A 20631-nucleotide genomic window follows, 5' to 3' on the forward strand; every position below is an offset into this window, starting at 1 on the left:
AATTTTTAATTCATAATTTTTTTAAAATCCTCTCTGTCTTTTCGCTTCAAAAATCAAAATTGCCGCTGCAACTGAAACATTCATACTGTCGATTTCGCCTTGCATTGGAATAATAATATTTTGTGTGGCTGCGTTTCGCCATTCTTCAGTCAGGCCAGTTGCTTCCGTGCCAACAACCAATGCCGTTGGAGTTGTATAATCTTGAGTGTGGTAAGAAGTCGAATTTTGCAAAGTGGCGCAATATATATTTATTTTTCGTTCTTTCAGGAAGGCAATAATTTCATCCGTTGTTCCTGTGGCAATTTGGTTGGTAAACAAACATCCTACGCTTGAACGAACAATATTTGGATTGTATAAATCGCTTTTGGGGTTGGCAATAATCACCGCATCGAGATTTGCCGCATCGGCAGTTCGAAGTAAAGCACCAATATTTCCTGGTTTTTCAGGTGCTTCGGCAACGAGAATCAAGGGGTTTTCGGATAATTTTAAATCGGACAATTGCAGGGATTTGGTTTTGGCTACAGCCAAAATCCCTTCGGTAGTGTCGCGATAGGCCAGTTTTTGATAGACTTCTTTCGAGATTTCTATTAATTCTATATTGGGATGAAAATTCCGAAGATGTTTTTCTGTGATTAATTCCGGCAAAAATAAAAGGGTTTCTATTTCGTATCCACCTTTGATTGCTAATTCAATTTCTCTTTTGCCTTCAATCAGAAAAGAGCCTGATTTTTTACGTGCTTTTGCTTTTTCCTGCAATAAAACCAAAGATTTTATGAATGGGTTTTGTATCGAAGTAATTTGTTTCATTTTTGAAATGGAAAGTTGCAGGCGTCAAAGTTACAAAGGTTTTGTTGTTTAATTTGCATTCTATTGTTGAATATGTAAAATTGTTTTTCCTGCTTTAGAAGATAAATAAAAAATGCTTAATTTCACGCTTCTAAATTCAAATAGTGAAAAATTACTCTGTCAGACAATATCAAGAAAACGATTATCAAAATTGGAATGCCTTTATTGGCCAAGCCAAAAACTCAACTTTCTTGTTTCATCGTGATTTTATGGGATATCACAATGTTAAATTTCAGGATTATTCCTTGATTGTTTTGGACAAAGAAAAATGGGTTGCAGTTCTTCCGGCAAATATTGTCGGCAATGAGGTTTTCTCGCATCAAGGATTGACTTATGGCGGATTAGTTTATAATGAGAAGATAAAATTGGCTTCGGTTATTGAAATTTTTAAAGGTATTTTGTCTTTTTTGAATGAAAATAATATCGAGAAATTGCAGTTAAAATTAATTCCTTCTATTTATCATCAAAAGCCTGCCGAAGAAATAAATTATGTTTTGTTTTTGGCAAAAGCCCAATTAATCAGAAGAGATTCTATGGCGGTTATCGACTTGTCAAAGAAAAATATTTTGTCAAAACTTAGAAAAAGGAGCGTTCAAAAAGGTGTTTCGAATGATTTTAAAATAAAAGAAGTGGAGGATTTTAAATTATTCTGGAACGATGTTTTAATTCCAAATCTAGCCTTAAGACACCAAGCAAAGCCCGTTCACAGCCTAGAGGAAATTGCAAAATTGAAAACATTATTTCCCAATAACATTCGACAATTTAATGTTTATGAAAACGGAATTATTAATGCGGGAACCACTATTTTTGAAACCGATAACGTGGTACATTGTCAATATATTTCAGGAAAAGAAGCTAAAAATGAATTGGGAGGACTTGATTTATTATTTCACCATTTAATTACTGAAGTTTTTAAAAATAAACATTTTTTTGATTTTGGAATTTCCAATGAAAATCAAGGCCGGAAGTTAAATAATGGCTTGTCATATTGGAAAGAAAGTTTTGGTGCAAGTGTTATTGTCCATGATTTTTATGAAGTTAAATCAATAAATCATAATTTATTAGACAATGTTTTGCTATGATAAAATTCCTTGATTTAAAAAAAATAAATGCCACTTATGAAGCCGCTTTTCAAGAAAAATTGAAAGCAGTTTTAGCAAGTGGCTGGTATATTTTAGGAAATGAAGTCGCGGCATTTGAAACCAATTTTGCTGGTTACTGTGGAATAAAACATTGTATTGGAGTAGGCAATGGTCTTGATGCTTTGGTTTTGATTTTTAAAGGGTATATTCAATTGGGGAAACTACAAAAAGGTGATGAGGTAATTGTTCCTGCGAACACCTATATTGCTAGTATTCTAGCTATTTTGCAAGCTGATTTGGTTCCGGTTTTGGTTGAACCAAAATTAGAAACTTACAATATCAATCCAGATTTGATTTCTGAAAAAATCACTTCAAAAACTAAGGCAATTCTTGCTGTTCATCTTTATGGGCAATTAGCTGAAATGGATGCCATTAATGAAATTGCGAACCAAAATAATTTATTGGTAATCGAAGATTCAGCACAAGCCCACGGAGCTTTTTTATCCAAAAATCGTATGTCAGGAAATCTAAGTAATGCTGCAGCTTTCAGCTTTTATCCGGGAAAAAATTTGGGTGCTTTAGGTGATGGAGGTGCAGTTACTACTAATGATGCTGAATTGGCAAAAACTATTCATTCCCTAAGGAATTATGGTTCTGAAACGAAATATTACAATGATTTTATTGGAACGAATTCAAGGTTAGATGAATTACAAGCGGCCTTTTTGAATGTAAAATTTCCCCATTTAGACGATGATAATAATAAGAGAAAAGCGATTGCCAAACGCTATTTATCTAATATAAAAAATGATAAAATCAGATTGCCGTTTTGGGATTTTTCGAATAATCATGTTTTTCATTTGTTTGTTATTAGAACCAAAAATAGGGACGAATTACAACACTATTTATTGGACAAAGGAATTCAAACGATGATTCATTATCCTATTCCGCCACACAAACAAAAGGCTTTAACGGATTGGAATAATTTATCTTTTCCAATTACGGAAAAAATACACAATGAAGTCTTGAGTTTGCCAATGAGTCCAGTTTTAACAGAAAAAGAAGTAGATTTTATTATTTCAATTTTAAATCAATACAATTGAAAAGGATAAAAAAGATAACGCAAACCAATCTATTTAAAATCACTTCTTTAAATAGCTTGAGCATAGTTTTACGATTATTTATTGGGTTAATTACTTCTAAGGTACTTGCGATTTTTGTAGGCCCAAGCGGATTAGCACTTTTGGGGAATTTTAGAAATTTTGTTGGCTCATTTGAAACTGTTTCGACATTAGGTTTTCAAAACGGAATTGTAAAATATGTGGCTGAAAGCAAAGAAAAAGAAACGGAATTAAAAAAATATGTATCAACTATTATAATAAGCATTTCAATAGCATCATTGTTACTTAGTGGTTTTTTATTCTCATTCCCGGATTTTTGTGATGAACTGATTTTTGGGTTCGATTTTAAATATAGTTTTATTTTTAAAGCTTTTGCAATTGCTCTTCCTTGGTATGCTTTGTCACTTGTTTTGGTTTCAATAATTAATGGTTTAGGTAAATTTAAAAAAGTAATTTACATCAATCTAATTGGCAATTTTATTGGGCTTTTCGTTTCGGTATTCTTTGTTTCTAAATTTCAAATTACGGGAGCGTTGTTGTCAATTATTATTACCCCTTCACTTCTTTTTTTTGTTTCGTTTTATTACACAAACAAAGAACTTTCACTATTTAATTTAATTAGATTTCGTTTTTTTGACTTCAAAATCATAAAAAATTTATCTCATTATTTTTTAATGGCATTAGTATCTGGAGTGATAGGTTCAGTTGTTTATATTGCTATTAGAAAAAACATTATTTCAAATATTGGAATTCAACAAGCGGGGTATTGGGAAGCTATTAGCAAAATATCTTCTTACTATTTATTATTTGTTTCATCAATATTGACCCTTTATTTTTTGCCAAAATTAGCTGTTGCAAAAAATAATCAGGAAACAAAAAAAATATTTCGAGGTTTTTATAAAACGGTACTCCCCATTTTTATAATTACTCTAACGGTAATTTATTTTTCTCGTTTTTTTATTATTAAATTACTTTTTACTAAAGAATTTCTTCCAGTTTCTACCTTGTTTTTTTGGCAACTATTAGGGGATGTTTTAAAAGTTGCTTCTTTGATTTTAGGATATCAATTTTTTGCAAAAAAAATGACTATTGCGTTTATTATATCTGAACTATTTTCATTTGGAGTTTTATATTTTCTGAGTAACTATTTAATTAAAATTTTTGGGATTGAAGGAATTGTGATGGCACAAGCCTTTGATAATTTTATTTATTTTGTTGCGCTTAGCATATATTTTAGGAAAAGTTTATTCTGATGCCGATTTGAAATTTGAACATTATTTGGAATAGCCTAAAAAATGAGTATTTTTGAAAAAAATAAATAAATGATTGCATTATATTTCGACCCAGGAACAGGAGCCTTAATTGTTCAATTTTTAGCTGCCGCAGTTGCAGGTTTTGTCCTTTTTTATAAAACAGTTATGCATAAAATAAAATCAATTTTTGGGATAAAAGAAAAAGTAGAAGATGATTTTATGGACGAAAATAAAGACAACGAAGCTAAAGATTAAATGGAGTCTAAACGAAATACTTCTTCCTTTCGCGATCCTTCGGGTTATGTTTTTATTGAAGAAAATTCTATAAAACGTGTTGTAAAACCCATATATTTCAATCATTATAACGCCTTGAAAACAAGTGGTTTTTATGAGAAATTATTCGATAAAAAATATTTAATTCCACACCAGGAAATCTCAATTTCTTCATCAGAAATTATTCTTGAAGCATCAAAAATACCATTTATTAGTTATCCTTACGAATGGAGTTTTTTGCAATACAAACACGCTGCTTTATTGATTTTGAAAATCCAAAAATTGTGTTTAATAAACGATTTTACCCTAAAAGATGCAACAGCTTTTAATATATCGTTTTTCGAAGGAAAACCCATTTTCATTGATACTTTGTCCTTTGAAATTTATCAAGAAAATTCTCCCTGGAACGCCTATAAACAGTTTATTTTGCACTTTTTAGGACCATTAGTTTTAGCAAAATATTTTGGGTTTGAACATCTAAAAACCTTGGCTCAAAATTTAGAGGGAATTTCATTTCAAAAGCTGTCGAAACTCTTACCATTAAAAACATATTTGAATCCTACTTTGCTGACTAATATTCATTTGGCTGCAAAATATGACGCAAAATTTGAATCAGACAAGAAAACGGTAAATAACAATTTATCTAAAGCTTCTCAGGTAAAATTAATCGATGGACTTTATGATTATATATTGAATTTATCAGTTAATGAAAACACGGAATGGGATAATTATTACAATCAAACCAATTATAATGAGTTAGCTTATCAAACCAAAAAGGAGTTTACGAAAGATTGGTTTTTGAAAATAGATGGAAAATCTTTGATTGATATTGGAGGCAATGACGGAACTTTTTCGAGAGAATTAATGAAAATTGCTGAATTCATGATTGTTGCCGATGTAGATCCAAATGCGGTTGAACAAAATTATAAACAAATATTGAAGAACAAAGAAAAGTCTATCTTACCATTGGTCATAGATGTTTTGAATCCTTCAGCAAATTATGGTTTTAACAATCAAGAGCGATTTTCGTTTATCGAAAGGGTGCAAGAAGCCAATATTGACGGCTGTTTAGCATTGGCTGTGATACATCATATTACTTTATCCGGAAACATTCCGTTTTCACTTTCGGCTCAATTTTTTTCAAAAATGGCTCCAAATTTATTGATTGAATTCCCAACTAGACATGATTCTTGGGTTCAGTTTTTATTGGATAGCAAAAGAGATTTTAAAGGTCATTTTGATTTTTATAATGAAGAAAATTTTGAAAAGGAATATTCTGTTTATTTCGAGATTGTGAACAAGAAAAAAATAGCCTCTTCAGAGAGAATTTTATATAGTTTAAAACGCCGTCAATCATAATTTAAATTTAAAGAATGAAATTCGATGTAAAAGAAAAATTCAATAATTTTTTGAATAACACTAAGGATTATCCCATTTTATCTGGCTTTAGCGTTGGGTTTTATGCTTTTGTTTTTTATTTTTCCAATAATTTTGATTTGGTTAATTCTTGGCAACAAACATTTGTTTTCTTGATCGACTTTATTGTTTTTCCAATAATGATTGTATTTGTGATTTTTAAAATCATTCAAAAAAGCAAGTTTTCTTCTTTTGCGGCACAAGGCATTTTAATGATGATGTTATTTTTATTGCCAATTTATTTATTTGGAATTCCAAATTTATTGGCTTCATATAAAAAAATGGGATTGTTAATAATTCTATTTGTATTTTTAATTAAGTTCAAAATTCATAATTATAAATATTTTATTGTTCTTGTTTTTTTTATGTCTGTATTGCCAATCTTAAAATTAGTAAAAATAATATCCTTAAATTATTTAAATTCAGTTGAATGGAAGCTTCAGCCGGATGCTATTTTAAAAAGTGAATTTAAAAAGAATCCAAATATTTATTATATTCAACCTGATGGCTACACAAACGAAATTAATTTAAAGGGGCCACTTTATAGATTTGATAATTCGGCATTTGACAATTGGCTAAAAGACAGGCAATTTACTTTGTATGATAATTACAGGAGTAATTATAGTTCTACTTTATATTCAAATTCGTCTTGTTTTTTTATGAAGCATCATTTTTCAAATGAATTTTCAAAATTCAATTATGCTCGAGATTTGATTGTGGGTAAAAATCCTGTTTTAGAAATTTTCAAGAATAACAATTACAAAACATTTTTTTTAACAGAGATTCCGTATTTGTTGATGAATAGACCAAGTGTTTATTTTGATTATTGTAATTATAAATTAGATGAACTACCGTTTTTTAAAGATGGGTTGTCTTGTTATAAAGGGATAACAAATGAAATTGAAAATCAAATAGTAAATAATAAAAAAACCAATAATTTTTTCTTTATTGAGAAATTTAATCCAGGTCATATTTCCAATGCAAAAAAATCAAATAGTAGTATAGAAAAGGAAAGAATTGAGTATATCAAGGGATTGAAAACAGCAAATGTTTGGTTAATGAAAACCATTAATATTATTGAAAATAATGATCCAAAAGCAATCATCATTATTGGTGCTGACCACGGTGGATATGTTGGTTTTGAATATACGCCACAAGCTCAAAATAAAATTACGAATCGCAAACTCCTGAATTCTATTTTTGGAGCTAAATTAGCTATTAAGTGGAATGATTCACGACATACCGATTATGATGGACAATTGAAAACATCAGTAAATTTGTTTAGAATATTATTCTCTTACTTAAGTGAAGATAAATTGCTTTTGAATAATCTTCAACCCAATACTAGCTATAATTGTTATGATTCTACTGATTTCTCAAAAATTTATAAAGCAATTGAGAATTAATTAGGTAGTTTCTAAATTCCAAACCTCCAAGTATTTACTGGCGATTTCTATGTAATTATGCTCGTTTTCAACAAATGTTCTTGCTCGTTTTCCAATGGCAATTATTTCATCTGGGTTTTCAATCAAAAAGGTCAATTCGTTAACCAAAGAATCTACATCTGGCAAAGCATTTACTGCAACACGCTCGGTCAAATTATAGTGTTTTGTAAATTCATTTTCAGCACCTGTAAATACAACTTTCCCTTTTGCCATTGCTTCCAGCGCATTGTACCCTTGGTCATAAGCATAAACTTGGTCCAGCAAAATATGGGCTTTGTTATAAAGCGAGATATATTGATTATAAGGGATATTTTCAGTAATTATTATTTCAACTTTAGAGTTGTATTTTTCTTTGATAATTGTTAAAGCTTTTTCGAAAAAAGTAATTCCTTTTTTGATATAACTTCCGCGATTGATGCCTAAAAAAATAATCACTTTATCATTAATTTCTAATTCTTCACATTTAATTGTATCAGTGTTTATGGGGTTTGGAATAATATCAGCATTATATTCCATAGCTTCTAAAGAGATTTTATAATCCAAATCGGAAGCAATTAATGTCGTGCAATTATCGTTTAACCAATCAAAAGTTTTTCTATAACTTTTAGTTCTGTATTTTAAAGGGAAATGAAATTGTTTTTGTAATGAATTGTTTTCAAAATAAGGAGTTAAAACGGAATATTTCAATTTCTTTTTAAACAAATAATCGATAACGGGAGTTTCATCACCACAGACTAATAAACTTCGACTTTTAATATTCTGGAACACTTTTTTATAAAGAAATCGAGCCAAAAACGGATAGGTTTCAATAGCGTCGGAATTGATTAATTGTACATGATGGTATCCTTTTAGTTTTGGAAGCAAAAAATAAAATCGCAAGGCTCTCTCAATTTTTCCCAAATCTATTTTTGTGATTTTATAAAACAGACTTTTGCTTTTTTGGGTTAACCAAAAATTTGAAAAAAAGGCCGAATGGATAGAATAATCAGTGTCGTATTTTTTAAAATCATCGCCACTAGCCACCATAATAACCTCGTGGCCTTGGGAGACGAGACCTTCTTTTAACGAATTATGCAATCGGCTGTATTCTCCTAACAAAAGTATTTTCATTTGCCAAACATAAATTTCTATATTTGTGTAAATATACTAACAAATTGACAAACGATTTTAAAAAACAAGATTTAGAAATTTTGGTTTCGACAATGAATCGAAATACTTTGGACTTTTTGATTCCTATGTTTCCTTTTTGTCATTTTTCTGATTTCTCGATTTTAATTGTCAATCAAACACAGGAAAATAACTTGTTGGTTTCTGAATTTCCTTCTATTCGAGTCATAAATTCTTTCGAAAAAGGTTTGTCACGGAGCAGAAATTTAGCTTTAAAAAATGCAATTGGCAAAATTGTTCTAATTGCCGATGATGATGTAGTATATAAAAAGGATTTTGATACAACAATTGTTCATGCACACAATCAATATAATAACAAAGCCGTAATTAGTTTTTGCATCGAAAAGCCTAACGGTATGTTGTTTAAAAAGTATTTGCCAAATGCAAAAAAGGATTTGAGCTTGTTGGAATTATTTAATGTTTTGTCAATAGAAATAAGTATAAACAAGTTGATTTTAGATAAATTAGGAATTACATTTGATGAAAATTTCGGACTCGGAAGTACATTTGAGATGGGAGAGGAAGCAATTTTTTTATCAGATATAAAAGAAAAAAATCAGCAAATTGCTTTTGTTCCAAGCATAATTGTGATGCATTCTGAAATTTCTTCAATTGAAAAAATTAATTTTGAACAACGTTATTACATTCAAGGTGCTTTTTTATCCAGAGTTTTAAAAGCGTACTGTTTTGTGGGCTTAGTTACCAAACTTTTTTTTGATTTGAAACAAAAAAAACTAAAAATGAATCATATTCCGGAAGCTATTAAAAATGCAAATCAAGGAAAAATAGATTATTACTACATATTAAACAATGAAGATACAGTTAATTGACATTCCAAAAATAGAAAACAGTTTAGGGAACATAGCCGTTATAGAAAACAATACCATTCCTTTTGAAATAAAACGGGTTTATTATTTGTTCGATATTCCAAGTTCGGCCATAAGAGGAGGGCATGCACATAAAAATTTGCAACAAGTTTTAATCGCTATTTCAGGCAGTTTTGATGTAGTTCTAAAAAATGGTATTTCAGAAAAAAAAGTTACTCTAAATAAACCCGACAAAGGATTGTTGATAAATCAATCCACTTGGCGTGAATTAGAAAATTTTTCATCTGGAGCTGTCTGTCTAGTAATTGCTTCAGATGTTTTTGACGAAGACGATTATATTAGGGATTATGGTGAATTTTTGAAATTGAAAGAATGAAAATTCTATATATAATACCTTTCATTGAAGGTGCTGGCGGTGTACAAAGGGTTCTCTCTATGAAAACGAATTATCTAGTAGAAAACTTCGGTTATGAAATTCATATACTAACACAAAATGGTGAGAACAAGCCTTTATTTTATTCTTTTAATGATAAAATAGCACTTCACGATATGGTTTTGTTGGGTAATAAAATTTCTTTTTTTTTACAATATGTAAAAGCATTAAAAAAAGCATTGCACACCATAAATCCAGATTTAATTATAGTTTGTGACAACGGTTTAAAAGGGTTTACTATTCCTTTTATTTTAAAAACAAATATTCCAATTATTTTTGAGTGCCACGGTTCTAAGTATATTGAAGACAAAAAGAAATTAAAATATTTTTCTACAACAAAAATTAAATTTGTATTCAAAGAATTTTCTGCAAACAAGTTTACCAAATTCATTGTATTATCTTCAGAAAGTTTGAAGGAATGGAGTGTGAAAAACGCAGTTGTAATTCCTAATCCATTATGGTTTCAGGCATCTCGTTTTGCGGACTTAAAATCCAAAAAAGTAATTATTGTAGCCAGACATTCTTACGAAAAAGGATTAGATCGAATGTTACAAATTTGGTTTAAAGTAGTTCAAAAACATCCAGATTGGAGTCTTGAAATTTATGGTAAATCCAATGAAAATCAAGAATTGCAAAAACTGGCTAATACTCTAAATATTAGTAATAGCGTATGTTTTTTTGAACCTATAAATGATATTAATGGTAAATATCTTGAAGCATCAATAGTAGTGATGACCTCTCGATCCGAGGGTTTTGGAATGGTACTTATTGAAGCAATGGCTTTAGGTTTACCCTGTGTTGCTTTTGATTGTCCTTGCGGTCCAAGAACAATTATCCAAAATAATAAAAACGGATTCCTTATTGAAGATGGAAATATTGATTCATTTGTTCAAAAAATGGAATTGCTAATTGAAAATGAAAATTTGAGAATACAATTGGGTAAAAATGCTCAAGAAAGTGTCAAAATTTATGATTTGGACATCATAATGCAACAGTGGGTGTCACTTTTTAAAAATCTTGTAAAGGAATAATTATTGGGTTTTAATATTGCAAAAATAACCCAATTTATAAAAATCAAATAGTAATAAAGATGGATTTTGGGAAAGTAAGTTCTGTTCAATCTTTCCTTCTGTTTTTTTGAATAGAAATGAAATAATGGAAACTAAATATAATCTTTTTAAAAAACTATATATCCTTAAAATTTTACTTTCTGAATTGTCTAAAGTATTAGTTTTTATTATTAACTCCAGATTTTCTAAAGCTGTTTTTGTCTTTTCTAAAAACTGTTTCGAGGTTTCTAAACCTAAATGATAAGTAGGGTTGTCGATATGTTTTACTAAAACTTTCTTTTTTTTCAATTCAGACAAAAACACTAAATCTTCATAGCCATATTTAGTGATAGACTCATCAAATTTGTTTGAAATAAAGGTATTTTTTTTTATTAATATATTTGAAGTTAGTGTATTTCCGTTAGGGTTGGTATTGCGTTTCTCTACCGAGAGTGATTCCCGTGCGTTGCCATAAAACCATCTCAATAATTGGTCATTATTAGGTTTTTCTTTTTTATATTCGATTCCTCCATAAATAACCTTTTCACCTTCATTTATTTGGGAAATATATTTTTGTATATAAATATTATGGATTGGAAATGTATCACAATCCATAATGAGTAACCATTCAAATTTAGCTTTTTCAGCTAAAAAATTGATGTTTTTACCTCTTCCTAAATTTGAATTGTTCCTTGAAAAATTACAGTTTTCTAAATTATTAATCTTTTGATTTTCATTCAGAAATTGATTTGAAGTGTCATCTTGACATAAAATTTCAAATTCGATTCTACTTTCCAAACATTGCTTGTGTAACTCAGAAACTAAAGGAAAAGCATCGTAATTATATATTGGAATGAGTATCGAGATCATCAGACCGTTTTTTGAACCACTTCAAAAATTTTAGTATCTTCACACTTCAATGTTTTAGAAGGAAACTTCATCAATAATGCATAATCGTGTGTGGCCATAATGACTGTTTTTCCAGTTTCATTGATTTTTCTCAAAACCTCAAGAACTTCGACGCTTGTTTGAGGGTCAAGATTTCCTGTTGGTTCATCGGCAAGAATAAATTCGGGATTGTTGAGTAAAGCTCTTGCAATGGCAACTCTTTGTTGCTCACCGCCAGAAAGTTGATGTGGCATTTTATCTGCATAAGTTTTCATTCCAACTTTGTCTAAAACTTCATCAATTTTATTTTGAATTTCATCTTTATCTGTCCATCCGGTTGCTTTCAGGACAAACAACATGTTATCTTTTACGGTACGATCTGGAAGCAATTTAAAATCTTGAAAAACAAAACCTATTTTTCTTCTCAAAAACGGAATGTCATCTTCTTTTAAAGTGGCCAAATCAAAATCCACAATTCTTCCTTCGCCTTCAGCCAAAGGCAAATCAGCATACAAAGCCTTCATAAAAGTACTTTTTCCGGATCCTGTTTTTCCAATGATGTATATAAATTCACCGTGATTTACCTCAAGATTTATATTTGATAAAATGATTTTTCCTTCTTGAGAAATAGTTGCGTTTTTTAATGACAGTACAGGTTGTGACATAGGAGATTTAATTTAATGTGTAAAAGTAACAAGATAACGGCGGCATTCAAAATAAATTTTATCCAAATATAAGAGAATTACTAAAACTGTCATTCTAAAATAGTTACTTGCAATCGGGAATTTCAAATTCCGATTCTAAATTGTTTAAAAAAATGTTCATAATAAAAACGAATTACCTTCCGTTATACCTAATAGAATATGATACATTTGAATTATTAAACCAAAACCACAATGCGTAAACTTTTCTGGCTTTTCTTTTTAGTATTTTTTGTTCAATCCCTATCCATTTCGGCTCAAAAATCAGCAATTTACTCTCACGAATCCAAAGATTTCGACAAAGCAATTTCATTGTATAACGAAGCCCAATATGCTTCAGCCCAAATTATTTTTGAAAAAGTGAAATCGGCTACAGCCAATGAAGAACTGCTATCGGATTGTTCATTTTATATCGCCAATTGCGCTATCAGGACTGATCAAGCTGGTGCTGATGAGCTCATGGAGCAGTTCGTATCGGATTATCCCACAAGTAGGAAGCAAAACCAGGCTTATATTGGCGTTGCACAATATTACTTTGCTCAAGGCAATTATCCCCAAGCTTTGGAATGGTTTGATAAAGTGGATGAAGGCAATTTGAGTGGCAACGACAGAGACAAATTCAACTTCCAGAAGGGCTACAGTTTTTTTGTTTCCAAAAATAAAAAGGAAGCCACAGCCTATTTTAATAAAGTGGTCAATTCTGCTGAATATGGCTCGCAGGCCAAGTATTATTTAGGTTTTATGGCTTATGAAAGCGACGATTATAAGCAAGCTACCAAATATTTTGACGAAGTTTCAGGCGAAGAAAAATACAAAGAAAAACTTTCCTATTATCAAGCCGATATGAATTTCAAATTGGGGAATTTCCAGAAAGCGATTGATTTAGGCTTGAAAGCAATGGATAAATCAAATGCTGCTGAAAAATCTGAATTGAATAAAATCATTGGCGAAAGCTATTTTAATTTGAAACAATACGATAAATCCATTCCCTATTTGTCTTTGTATAAAGGCAAAAAAGGAAGGTGGAACAATACCGATTTCTACCAATTGGGATACGCTTATTATATGCAAAAGGATTACGAAAATGCCATTTCCCAGTTCAATAAAATCATTGACGGAAAAGATTTCGTGGCACAAAATGCTTATTATCATTTGGGCGAAAGTTACCTGAAAACTGACCAAAAGACTCAAGCATTGAACGCTTTCAAAAACGCTTCCGAAATGGATTTTAATCTTGGCATTCAAGAAGATGCAGGTTTAAATTATGCCAAATTGAGTTACGAAATTGGGAATTCGTATCAAAGTACTCCCGCAGTTTTGATTAGTTTCTTAAAAAAATATCCAAATAACGCCAGCAGATCAGAAGTTGAGAAACTGTTGATTGATTCCTATATTTCCTCCAAAAACTACAAGGAAGCCTTGGTTTTATTGGAAAAGAATAAATCGCCCGAAAATAAATTGGCCTACCAAAAAGTTACTTTTTACCGCGGGTTAGAATTGTACACCGACTCCAACTATCAGGAAGCGGCAACACTATTCGAAAAATCTTTGGACGAACCAAAAGACGCCAAGTTTACTGCAAGAGCCACATTTTGGAAAGGTGAAACCGAATATGTCTTAGACGATTTCAAAAATGCGGTCTTGAGTTACAAACAATTTATGGGTATGGCTGCAGCCAAGGAGACGCCGGAATATAAAAATAGTAACTACAATATTGCTTATTCGTATTTCAAGTTGAAAGAATACGATCAAGCTGGAAATTACTTCCAAAACCAGATAGACAATGCAAAAGAAGACAAGGTTCGTTTGCACGATTCTTATTTGCGTTTAGCAGATTGCAGGTTTGTTGCCTCAAAATATACTTCAGCTCTTGAAGCGTATAGTAAGGTAATCGAATTGAAAAGTGTGGATGCAGATTATGCTTATTTTCAAAAAGCAATTTGCTACGGATTTGTTTCTAAAAATGACAAAAAAATTGAAGAACTCAATGCTTTTTTGCAATTGTATCCAAAATCGGAATATCGCGATGATGCCTTGTTCGAGCTAGGAAATACTTATGTTGCTGAAAATAAACAAGACCTTGCCATAAAAACCTACGACAAATTAAATGCCGAGTTCAAAAATGGTTCTTTTACTTCTAAATCAATTTTGCGACAAGGTTTAGTATATTATAATGCGGATAAAGATGAACAAGCTTTGGTTAAATTTAAGAAAGTAGCAGCTGATTTTCCTAAAACTCCCGAAGCTTTGGAAGCGGTTGCAACAGCACGATTAATTTATGTTGACAATGGCAAAGTAGATGAATATGCAACCTGGGTTCGCACCTTAGATTTCGTTGCTGTTACTGATGCAGAATTGGATAATGACACTTATGAAGCTGCCGAAAAACAATATTTGCAAAACAACTCCAAGCAAGCCATTTCTGGATTTAGTGGTTATGTTTCTAAATTTCCAAACGGAATTCACTCCTTGAAAGCTAATTTCTACTTGGCTCAAATGTATTTTTCAGATGCACAAGAAGCTAAATCCATTCCTAATTATGAATTTGTAATTGGTGAACCAAGAAGCGAATTCACGGAACAATCCTTGGCACGATTAGCCCAGATTTATTTGAAAAAAGAGAGTTATGACAAAGCGATTCCGGTATTGTCACGTTTGGAAAATGAAGCCGATTTCCCCCAAAACATAACCTTTGCGCAGTCTAACTTGATGAAATGTTATTATGACAAGAAGGATTATGACAATTCGGTTATTTATGCAGAGAAAGTTTTAGCAAACCCAAAAACAGATGATAATGTGAAAAGTGATGCGCAAATTATCATTGCCCGTGCAGCAATTCAAACAGGTGACGAAACTAAAGCGCGTTCGGCTTACGCCAAATTGCAAACCATCGCCAAAGGAGAATTAGCCGCCGAAGCATTATATTATGATGCCTATTTCAAGAATAAAGATGGAAAATTCGAAGTTTCAAATACTGTAGTTCAAAAATTAGCCAAAAATTATTCCAGTTATAAATATTTTGGTGCTAAAGGATTGGTTCTGATGGCGAAGAATTTCTATGGATTGAAAGACAGTTTCCAAGCGACGTATATCTTGGACAATGTGATAAAAAATTTCACTGATTTCCCGGATGTGGTTTCAGAGGCACAAACGGAATTGGACAGCATTAAAAATGAAGAATCCAAAACGAATTCATCGATAACAAATTAAGATAAAAGAGAATAGAATATAGAAAATAGATAAGTCTATACTCTATATTCTTGAGTCTCTATTCTTGAAAAATATAAAATATGAAAATCAATTTCAATAATGTAATTACAGTTGTCTTATTTCTAACTTTTCAATTTTCTTTCGCTCAAAAGAAGGGAGAAAACATTGGAACTGAAGTCGTGAATGTGGTAAAACCATATACGCCAACAATTTCGGATGCCTTTAAGGTAAAAGAAACTCCGGTTCTTGACGATGAAGGAAATACCAAAAAAGAAATTATAAAATACAACATTTTCTCCTTTCCGGTAGCTTCAACTTTTACGCCATCAAAAGGAAAAGCTGAAGGTGTTGAAAAAGAAAAGCAAGTACATTTGTTTAATAATTATGCCACTTTTGGAGGTGGAAACTACGGAATATTTAATGCGGAACTATTTGTAAATCAAGATCTCGGTGCAAGGGATTATGTGGGCGGAATGTTTCGTCATCTTTCGTCGCAAGGCGGAATCAAAGGGGTAGAATTAACCAATTCTTTTTATGATACTTCAATTGATTTGACATATGGAATTCACGAAAATGATTTATCCTGGAATGTGGATTTGGGTTACCAAAATCAAATTTATAATTGGTACGGATTGCCAGTGGGTTTTGGCAGCTCATTAACGCCAAATGACAGAGCCAATTTGGTAAACGGAATAAATCCGCAGCAAAGCTACAACAACATTTATTTGGGGAGTAAAATTGAGTTTAATGAAAATGTTATAAAAGAAGCAAGTGTGAAATTCAATCATTTTTCGGATGCTTTTGGATCTTCAGAAAACAGATTTTATGTGAAGCCTTCATTGGAATTCAACATCAGCGACAAGGCAATAAAAACAAATATTATTGTGGATTATGTTGGCGGAAGTTTCAAAAAAGAATATTGGAACACAAATCCTATAAAATATGGTTTTACTAATTTTGGAATTGCCCCAAGTTTTGCAATACAACAGGACGATTTGACATTGAATATAGGTGTTGGTATATTTTACAGTTCGGATAAGGAAAATAAAAATAATAAATTTTTAATTTATCCGCAAATTAATGCTTCCTATAAAGTTGTAGGTAATTTAATGATTTTTTATGCTGGAGCCAAAGGGAATTTGGAACAGAATACCTATATGGATTTTGTTAGTGAAAATCCTTATTTATCGCCTACATTAAACATTGCGCCAACGGACAAACAATATGATATTTTTGCCGGTTTGAAAGGAAAACTGACCAATAGTGTGAGTTATAATATTCGTGGTTCTTATGTAAATGAAAGAAATAAAGCGTTATTTAAAAGTAATGATTTTACCGAAAACATAGCCAACAATGATTATGCTTTTGGGAATTCCTTCCAAGTGGTTTATGACGATACAAAAACTGTGAGTCTTTATGGGGAATTAAAAGCCGATTTTTCAGATGATGTAACTTTTGGAATTGACGGAACTTTTAGTAGTTATACAAATAATTTTCAATCTGAAGCATGGAATCTGCCAGCAGTAAAATTAAACGCAAAAATTGATTTTAATGTTACTGAAAAATGGTATGCAGGTGTTAATGCGTTTTATGTAGGGGAACGAAAAGATCAAAAAATCAATACGGAATTATCGACATTAATTGATCAAGGGCCAACTACTTTAGATAGTTATTTTGATATAAATGCGCATTTAGGTTTTAAATACAGTGACAGATTAACTGCTTTTTTGAGAGCCAATAATATTACAAATAAATCCTATCAAAAATGGTTGGATTATCCCGTTCAGGGATTTCAGGTGGTTTTAGGAGCGAATTATAAATTTGATTTTTAATATTTATTTAACCACAAAGTTCACAAAGAAGGCGCAAGGTTCACAAAGTTTTTTTAAATTATATTTCTCTGTGTGCTTCGTGTCTTCTTTGTGAACTTAGTGTTTAAACTTCTTTCTAAATTATGACTTTCAAACAAAAAATTCACCAATATTACCTTCAATTAGTTCAAGACAGAATCGATGTTTTCAAGGATATGATTGTGGCTTTGACCGAAGATTCAAAAAACGATGCCAAAGGTTCTGCAGGCGACAAACACGAAACTGCTTTGTCGATGATGCACATCGAGCAAGAAAAACTCAATCATAAATTGAAGGAAGTATTGGCTCAAAAAGCTATTTTAGATAAAATAGATTCCACTACAATTGCTAAAACGATTATTGTGGGAAGTTTGGTCAAAGCCAATGGAATTTACCTTTATTTAAGCGCCGCACTTCCTAAAATTGCTGTTGAAGAAATTAATGTTATTGCACTTTCTCCCCAATCTCCTTTGGGAAATAAATTAATGGGAAATGAAATTGGATTTTCGTTTGAAATTAATGGGACGAGGTATTTGATTGAAAATGTTGAATAGTTATTGTTTTGTGAAATTTTCTCAAATTTTAATGTTTGTGAATATTTTATAGTTACATTTGTCTATGATTTGAGATTTTTTCTCAAAATAAAAAAAAATAAAGTTATGTTATTAGAATTCACAGTCGGGAATTTTTTATCATTTAAAGACAAAAAAACCTTTAGTTTAGAAGCAGGAAGTATTTCTGAACTTAAAGAAAACGTAGTGAAAGAAGAGAAGTACAAAGTCCTTCGTTCAGCAGTAATTTATGGTGCTAATTCAAGTGGTAAGAGTAATTTTATCAAGGCATTGGAGTTTATGGTTGAGACAGTTAAGAACTCTTCAAAATTAAATTCTACCGATGAATTAAAAACTAAACCTTTTTTATTGAATACCGGGACCCAAAATTCACCATCTTATTTTGAGATTTTATTTACTCGATTGGGAAAACGTTTCAGGTATGGTTTTGAATTAGATAATGATAAGGTTCATAATGAATGGCTTTATATTTTAAATAAAAATTCGACAAATGAAGTTTTGTATTTTATTAGAAATATTAACGGAATTGGTGTTTCAGATGTTTTTGAAGAAGCAAAAGGATTCGTTGAAAATACAAGAGAAAATGGATTGTTTTTGTCGTTGTTAGACCAATTAAATATTGAGATTGCAAAAATAGTGATGAGAAATTTTTCTTTTACAAATGTGAAGTCAGGTTTAAATCACGAAAGCTCCATCTCCATGACTTCTGTTATTCATACAGATGATTATTACGAAAATAAAATTGACAGTTTTATTGCTACATTAGATTTGGGATTTAATAAATTTATTATTGATCCTGATTCGAATAAAAATTTTAAAAATAGAATTAAAACACTTCATAATGTTTATGATGATAAAGGTGTTAAAGTTTCTGAGTATGAGTTTAAATTATTAGATCAAGAATCATCAGGTACTAATAAAGTTTTTGATTTATCGGGCTATATTATATTTACATTAAAGTTAGGATTGCTTTTAATTATTGATGAATTAGATTCAAAATTACATCCTATTTTAACTCAAGAAATTATCAAATTATTCAATAATCCTGAAACGAATCCTAATAATGCCCAATTAATTTTTACAACTCACGATACTAATTTATTAGGAGCTAATCTTTTTAGAAGAGATCAAATTTGGTTTACCGAAAAAGATGATTTTGAAGCGACTGATATGTATTCTTTATTAGAGTTTAAAGATGAAGACGGAAATACAATTCGAAAAGACAGGAGTTTTGAGAAAGATTATATAAGAGGTCGTTATGGTGCTATTCCGTATATTTCAAACTTTCAAGAAGTATAGTTATGGCAAATATCATAAAAATTGATAATGCCGTTTTAAAACGTACTGCAAGAGTAGAAAAGAAGCGTAAGGAACGTACAAAAGAAGTTCGTGTTTACTTTTTAATTGTTTGCGAAGGAGAACAAACTGAGCCTAATTATTTCAAGTCTTTTAAAACAAATGTCAAGTCATTTGTTTACACGATTGATACTTTGGGAGAAGGTTCTAATACTAAAGATTTAGTGAAGCGAACTATAAAAGCAAGGGATAATTCAAGTCAAGAATACGATAGTGTTTGGGTAGTATTTGATAAAGATAGTTTTAGTCCAAATAATTTTAATGGAGCAATTCAATTGGCTGAGAATAATGATATAAAAGTTGGTTGGTCAAACGAAGCTTTTGAATTATGGTATTTGTTGCATTTTCAATATAGAAATACTTCAATGTCAAGAGATGACTTTAAAAATGCAATTGAAGATGAAATAAATGCCAAAATTGCTGCTCAATCAAAAAGTAAAAAACCTAAAAAATTTGAATACAAAAAGAATAGTGATGAAATGTATTCCATTTTAGAAAAGTATGGAAATCAAAAACAAGCCATAACTTATGCCGAAAAGTTGATTTTAAATCATAATTGCAATAATTATGCAATCCACAATCCTTGTACCAGAGTTCATTTATTAGTTGAAGAACTAAATGGCGATTCTGAAGAATTGAACAATCAAATCAAACAAAGAAGCGAATAATATCAGTTTCATCCGTGTCCTCTTTTCTTGAACAGACTACTATTTTAACATAGTTTCCCAATAATAAAATCAAATATAACATAATGTTAAATCAACATCTTCTTTAACAAAATACTATCGAAATCATTAAAATAAAACATTATTCCCTAATAAAACTTTCGTAATTTTGCAAGCTTAAAAGTTTGACTTTAAAACGAAACGAAATTATGAACAAAACAATGACAGTCGACATCTTGTCGAGTATTAAAGGAGCACAGCCCTCGGAGTCCGTGAACCAATTATTTGATGTAATTAAAAATGCAATTCCAACAAATAATAATGCCGCAAATAATGTCAATCATAATTGTGTGTCTGTAAATGATTTAAGAGAAGATGTTGTGATAGAGAGTTCGGTTATGGAGAAACAACTTATAATAGAAAACTTCCCGAACAAGAAAAATGGTTTTTTAGTGGTTGCTAAAGTTATAGAAGGATAAA

Annotated in this window: 19 protein-coding genes; 15 read left to right on the plus strand and 4 right to left on the minus strand. The window is 30.7% G+C overall.

Annotation, left to right across the window (positions count from 1 at the left end; genetic code table 11):
• Nucleotides 1–21 precede the first annotated feature (21 nt).
• Nucleotides 22–807 (minus strand): TrmH family RNA methyltransferase, encoded by a 786-nt coding sequence (locus tag IR213_RS07225; protein WP_194311634.1) that lies wholly within the window; start codon nt 805–807, stop codon nt 22–24.
• A 143-nt stretch (nt 808–950) separates the two neighbouring features.
• Between IR213_RS07225 and IR213_RS07230 the strand changes: the two genes are divergently transcribed.
• From IR213_RS07230 to IR213_RS07255, 6 genes are all read left to right on the plus strand, one after another.
• Nucleotides 951–1928, plus strand: coding sequence for a GNAT family N-acetyltransferase (locus tag IR213_RS07230; RefSeq protein WP_194311635.1), 978 nt, complete (start codon nt 951–953; stop codon nt 1926–1928).
• Entirely contained in the window at nt 1925–3028 is a 1104-nt protein-coding gene (locus tag IR213_RS07235) for a DegT/DnrJ/EryC1/StrS family aminotransferase (protein ID WP_194311636.1), read from the plus strand. The genes IR213_RS07230 and IR213_RS07235 overlap by 4 nt, the downstream gene beginning before the upstream one ends.
• Nucleotides 3025–4299 carry an O-antigen translocase gene (locus IR213_RS07240; protein ID WP_194311637.1) on the plus strand — a complete coding sequence of 425 codons (1275 nt, stop codon included), beginning with the start codon at nt 3025–3027 and terminating at the stop codon, nt 4297–4299. The genes IR213_RS07235 and IR213_RS07240 overlap by 4 nt, the downstream gene beginning before the upstream one ends.
• A gap of 69 nt (nt 4300–4368) precedes the next feature.
• Complete coding sequence (locus IR213_RS07245; RefSeq protein ID WP_194311638.1) at nt 4369–4554, plus strand: hypothetical protein; 186 nt, start codon at nt 4369–4371, stop codon at nt 4552–4554.
• Complete coding sequence (locus IR213_RS07250; protein WP_194311639.1) at nt 4555–5931, plus strand: class I SAM-dependent methyltransferase; 1377 nt, start codon at nt 4555–4557, stop codon at nt 5929–5931.
• A 14-nt stretch (nt 5932–5945) separates the two neighbouring features.
• Nucleotides 5946–7394: a hypothetical protein gene (locus IR213_RS07255; protein ID WP_194311640.1), complete on the plus strand. Its 1449-nt coding sequence runs from the start codon at nt 5946–5948 to the stop codon at nt 7392–7394.
• Here the strand turns inward: IR213_RS07255 and IR213_RS07260 are convergent, their stop codons facing one another.
• A complete protein-coding gene (locus IR213_RS07260; RefSeq protein ID WP_194311641.1) occupies nt 7395–8543 on the minus strand; it encodes a glycosyltransferase in 1149 nt (382 codons plus the stop codon).
• Nucleotides 8544–8587: 44 nt separating this feature from the next.
• Here IR213_RS07260 and IR213_RS07265 point away from each other — a divergent pair, with 44 nt between their 5' ends.
• The 3 genes from IR213_RS07265 to IR213_RS07275 are packed head-to-tail and all read left to right on the plus strand — an operon-like array spanning nt 8588 to nt 10891.
• Nucleotides 8588–9430: a glycosyltransferase family 2 protein gene (locus IR213_RS07265; RefSeq protein ID WP_194311642.1), complete on the plus strand. Its 843-nt coding sequence runs from the start codon at nt 8588–8590 to the stop codon at nt 9428–9430.
• Complete coding sequence (locus tag IR213_RS07270) at nt 9411–9803, plus strand: sugar 3,4-ketoisomerase (protein WP_194311643.1); 393 nt, start codon at nt 9411–9413, stop codon at nt 9801–9803. Before IR213_RS07265 ends, IR213_RS07270 begins: the two co-directional genes overlap by 20 nt.
• Nucleotides 9800–10891 (plus strand): glycosyltransferase family 4 protein, encoded by a 1092-nt coding sequence (locus tag IR213_RS07275; protein WP_194311644.1) that lies wholly within the window; start codon nt 9800–9802, stop codon nt 10889–10891. Before IR213_RS07270 ends, IR213_RS07275 begins: the two co-directional genes overlap by 4 nt.
• Here the strand turns inward: IR213_RS07275 and IR213_RS07280 are convergent, their stop codons facing one another.
• Together IR213_RS07280 and IR213_RS07285 are read right to left on the minus strand one after the other, a co-directional pair.
• Nucleotides 10892–11779 (minus strand): glycosyltransferase family 2 protein, encoded by an 888-nt coding sequence (locus tag IR213_RS07280; protein WP_194311645.1) that lies wholly within the window; start codon nt 11777–11779, stop codon nt 10892–10894.
• On the minus strand, nt 11779–12462 hold the full coding sequence (locus IR213_RS07285; protein ID WP_194311646.1) for a cell division ATP-binding protein FtsE: 684 nt from the start codon (nt 12460–12462) through the stop codon (nt 11779–11781). Before IR213_RS07285 ends, IR213_RS07280 begins: the two co-directional genes overlap by 1 nt.
• A 231-nt stretch (nt 12463–12693) precedes the next feature.
• On the opposite strand from IR213_RS07285, the gene IR213_RS07290 reads away from it, so the two are divergent.
• The 6 genes from IR213_RS07290 to IR213_RS07315 all read left to right on the plus strand — a co-directional run bounded on the left by IR213_RS07290 (nt 12694) and on the right by IR213_RS07315 (nt 20630).
• Nucleotides 12694–15708 (plus strand): tetratricopeptide repeat protein, encoded by a 3015-nt coding sequence (locus IR213_RS07290; RefSeq protein WP_194311647.1) that lies wholly within the window; start codon nt 12694–12696, stop codon nt 15706–15708.
• A gap of 80 nt (nt 15709–15788) precedes the next feature.
• The gene (locus IR213_RS07295) at nt 15789–17540 is read left to right on the plus strand and encodes a porin family protein (RefSeq protein WP_194311648.1); all 1752 of its coding nucleotides are present in this window, start codon (nt 15789–15791) and stop codon (nt 17538–17540) included.
• Between the two features lie 122 nt (nt 17541–17662).
• Complete coding sequence (locus IR213_RS07300; RefSeq protein WP_194311649.1) at nt 17663–18112, plus strand: hypothetical protein; 450 nt, start codon at nt 17663–17665, stop codon at nt 18110–18112.
• 105 nt (nt 18113–18217) lie between these two features.
• The gene (locus IR213_RS07305) at nt 18218–19429 is read left to right on the plus strand and encodes an AAA family ATPase (protein ID WP_194311650.1); all 1212 of its coding nucleotides are present in this window, start codon (nt 18218–18220) and stop codon (nt 19427–19429) included.
• Between the two features lie 2 nt (nt 19430–19431).
• Nucleotides 19432–20154, plus strand: coding sequence for an RloB family protein (locus IR213_RS07310; RefSeq protein ID WP_194311651.1), 723 nt, complete (start codon nt 19432–19434; stop codon nt 20152–20154).
• A gap of 218 nt (nt 20155–20372) precedes the next feature.
• A complete protein-coding gene (locus IR213_RS07315; RefSeq protein WP_228479117.1) occupies nt 20373–20630 on the plus strand; it encodes an Asp-tRNA(Asn)/Glu-tRNA(Gln) amidotransferase subunit GatC in 258 nt (85 codons plus the stop codon).
• The last annotated feature ends 1 nt before the right edge of the window (nt 20631 follow it).

It is taken from the genome of Flavobacterium soyangense, assembly GCF_015277675.1.
GTDB classification, from domain to species: domain Bacteria; phylum Bacteroidota; class Bacteroidia; order Flavobacteriales; family Flavobacteriaceae; genus Flavobacterium; species Flavobacterium soyangense.

Coding starts and splice junctions, on each gene's coding strand:
- IR213_RS07225 (WP_194311634.1), bottom strand. CDS start 807: ATGAAACAAATTACTTCGATACAAAACCCATTCATAAAATCTTTGGTT.
- IR213_RS07235 (WP_194311636.1), top strand. CDS start 1,925: ATGATAAAATTCCTTGATTTAAAAAAAATAAATGCCACTTATGAAGCC.
- IR213_RS07245 (WP_194311638.1), top strand. CDS start 4,369: ATGATTGCATTATATTTCGACCCAGGAACAGGAGCCTTAATTGTTCAA.
- IR213_RS07250 (WP_194311639.1), top strand. CDS start 4,555: ATGGAGTCTAAACGAAATACTTCTTCCTTTCGCGATCCTTCGGGTTAT.
- IR213_RS07255 (WP_194311640.1), top strand. CDS start 5,946: ATGAAATTCGATGTAAAAGAAAAATTCAATAATTTTTTGAATAACACT.
- IR213_RS07260 (WP_194311641.1), bottom strand. CDS start 8,543: ATGAAAATACTTTTGTTAGGAGAATACAGCCGATTGCATAATTCGTTA.
- IR213_RS07270 (WP_194311643.1), top strand. CDS start 9,411: ATGAAGATACAGTTAATTGACATTCCAAAAATAGAAAACAGTTTAGGG.
- IR213_RS07275 (WP_194311644.1), top strand. CDS start 9,800: ATGAAAATTCTATATATAATACCTTTCATTGAAGGTGCTGGCGGTGTA.
- IR213_RS07280 (WP_194311645.1), bottom strand. CDS start 11,779: ATGATCTCGATACTCATTCCAATATATAATTACGATGCTTTTCCTTTA.
- IR213_RS07285 (WP_194311646.1), bottom strand. CDS start 12,462: ATGTCACAACCTGTACTGTCATTAAAAAACGCAACTATTTCTCAAGAA.
- IR213_RS07290 (WP_194311647.1), top strand. CDS start 12,694: ATGCGTAAACTTTTCTGGCTTTTCTTTTTAGTATTTTTTGTTCAATCC.
- IR213_RS07295 (WP_194311648.1), top strand. CDS start 15,789: ATGAAAATCAATTTCAATAATGTAATTACAGTTGTCTTATTTCTAACT.
- IR213_RS07300 (WP_194311649.1), top strand. CDS start 17,663: ATGACTTTCAAACAAAAAATTCACCAATATTACCTTCAATTAGTTCAA.
- IR213_RS07305 (WP_194311650.1), top strand. CDS start 18,218: ATGTTATTAGAATTCACAGTCGGGAATTTTTTATCATTTAAAGACAAA.
- IR213_RS07310 (WP_194311651.1), top strand. CDS start 19,432: ATGGCAAATATCATAAAAATTGATAATGCCGTTTTAAAACGTACTGCA.
- IR213_RS07315 (WP_228479117.1), top strand. CDS start 20,373: ATGACAGTCGACATCTTGTCGAGTATTAAAGGAGCACAGCCCTCGGAG.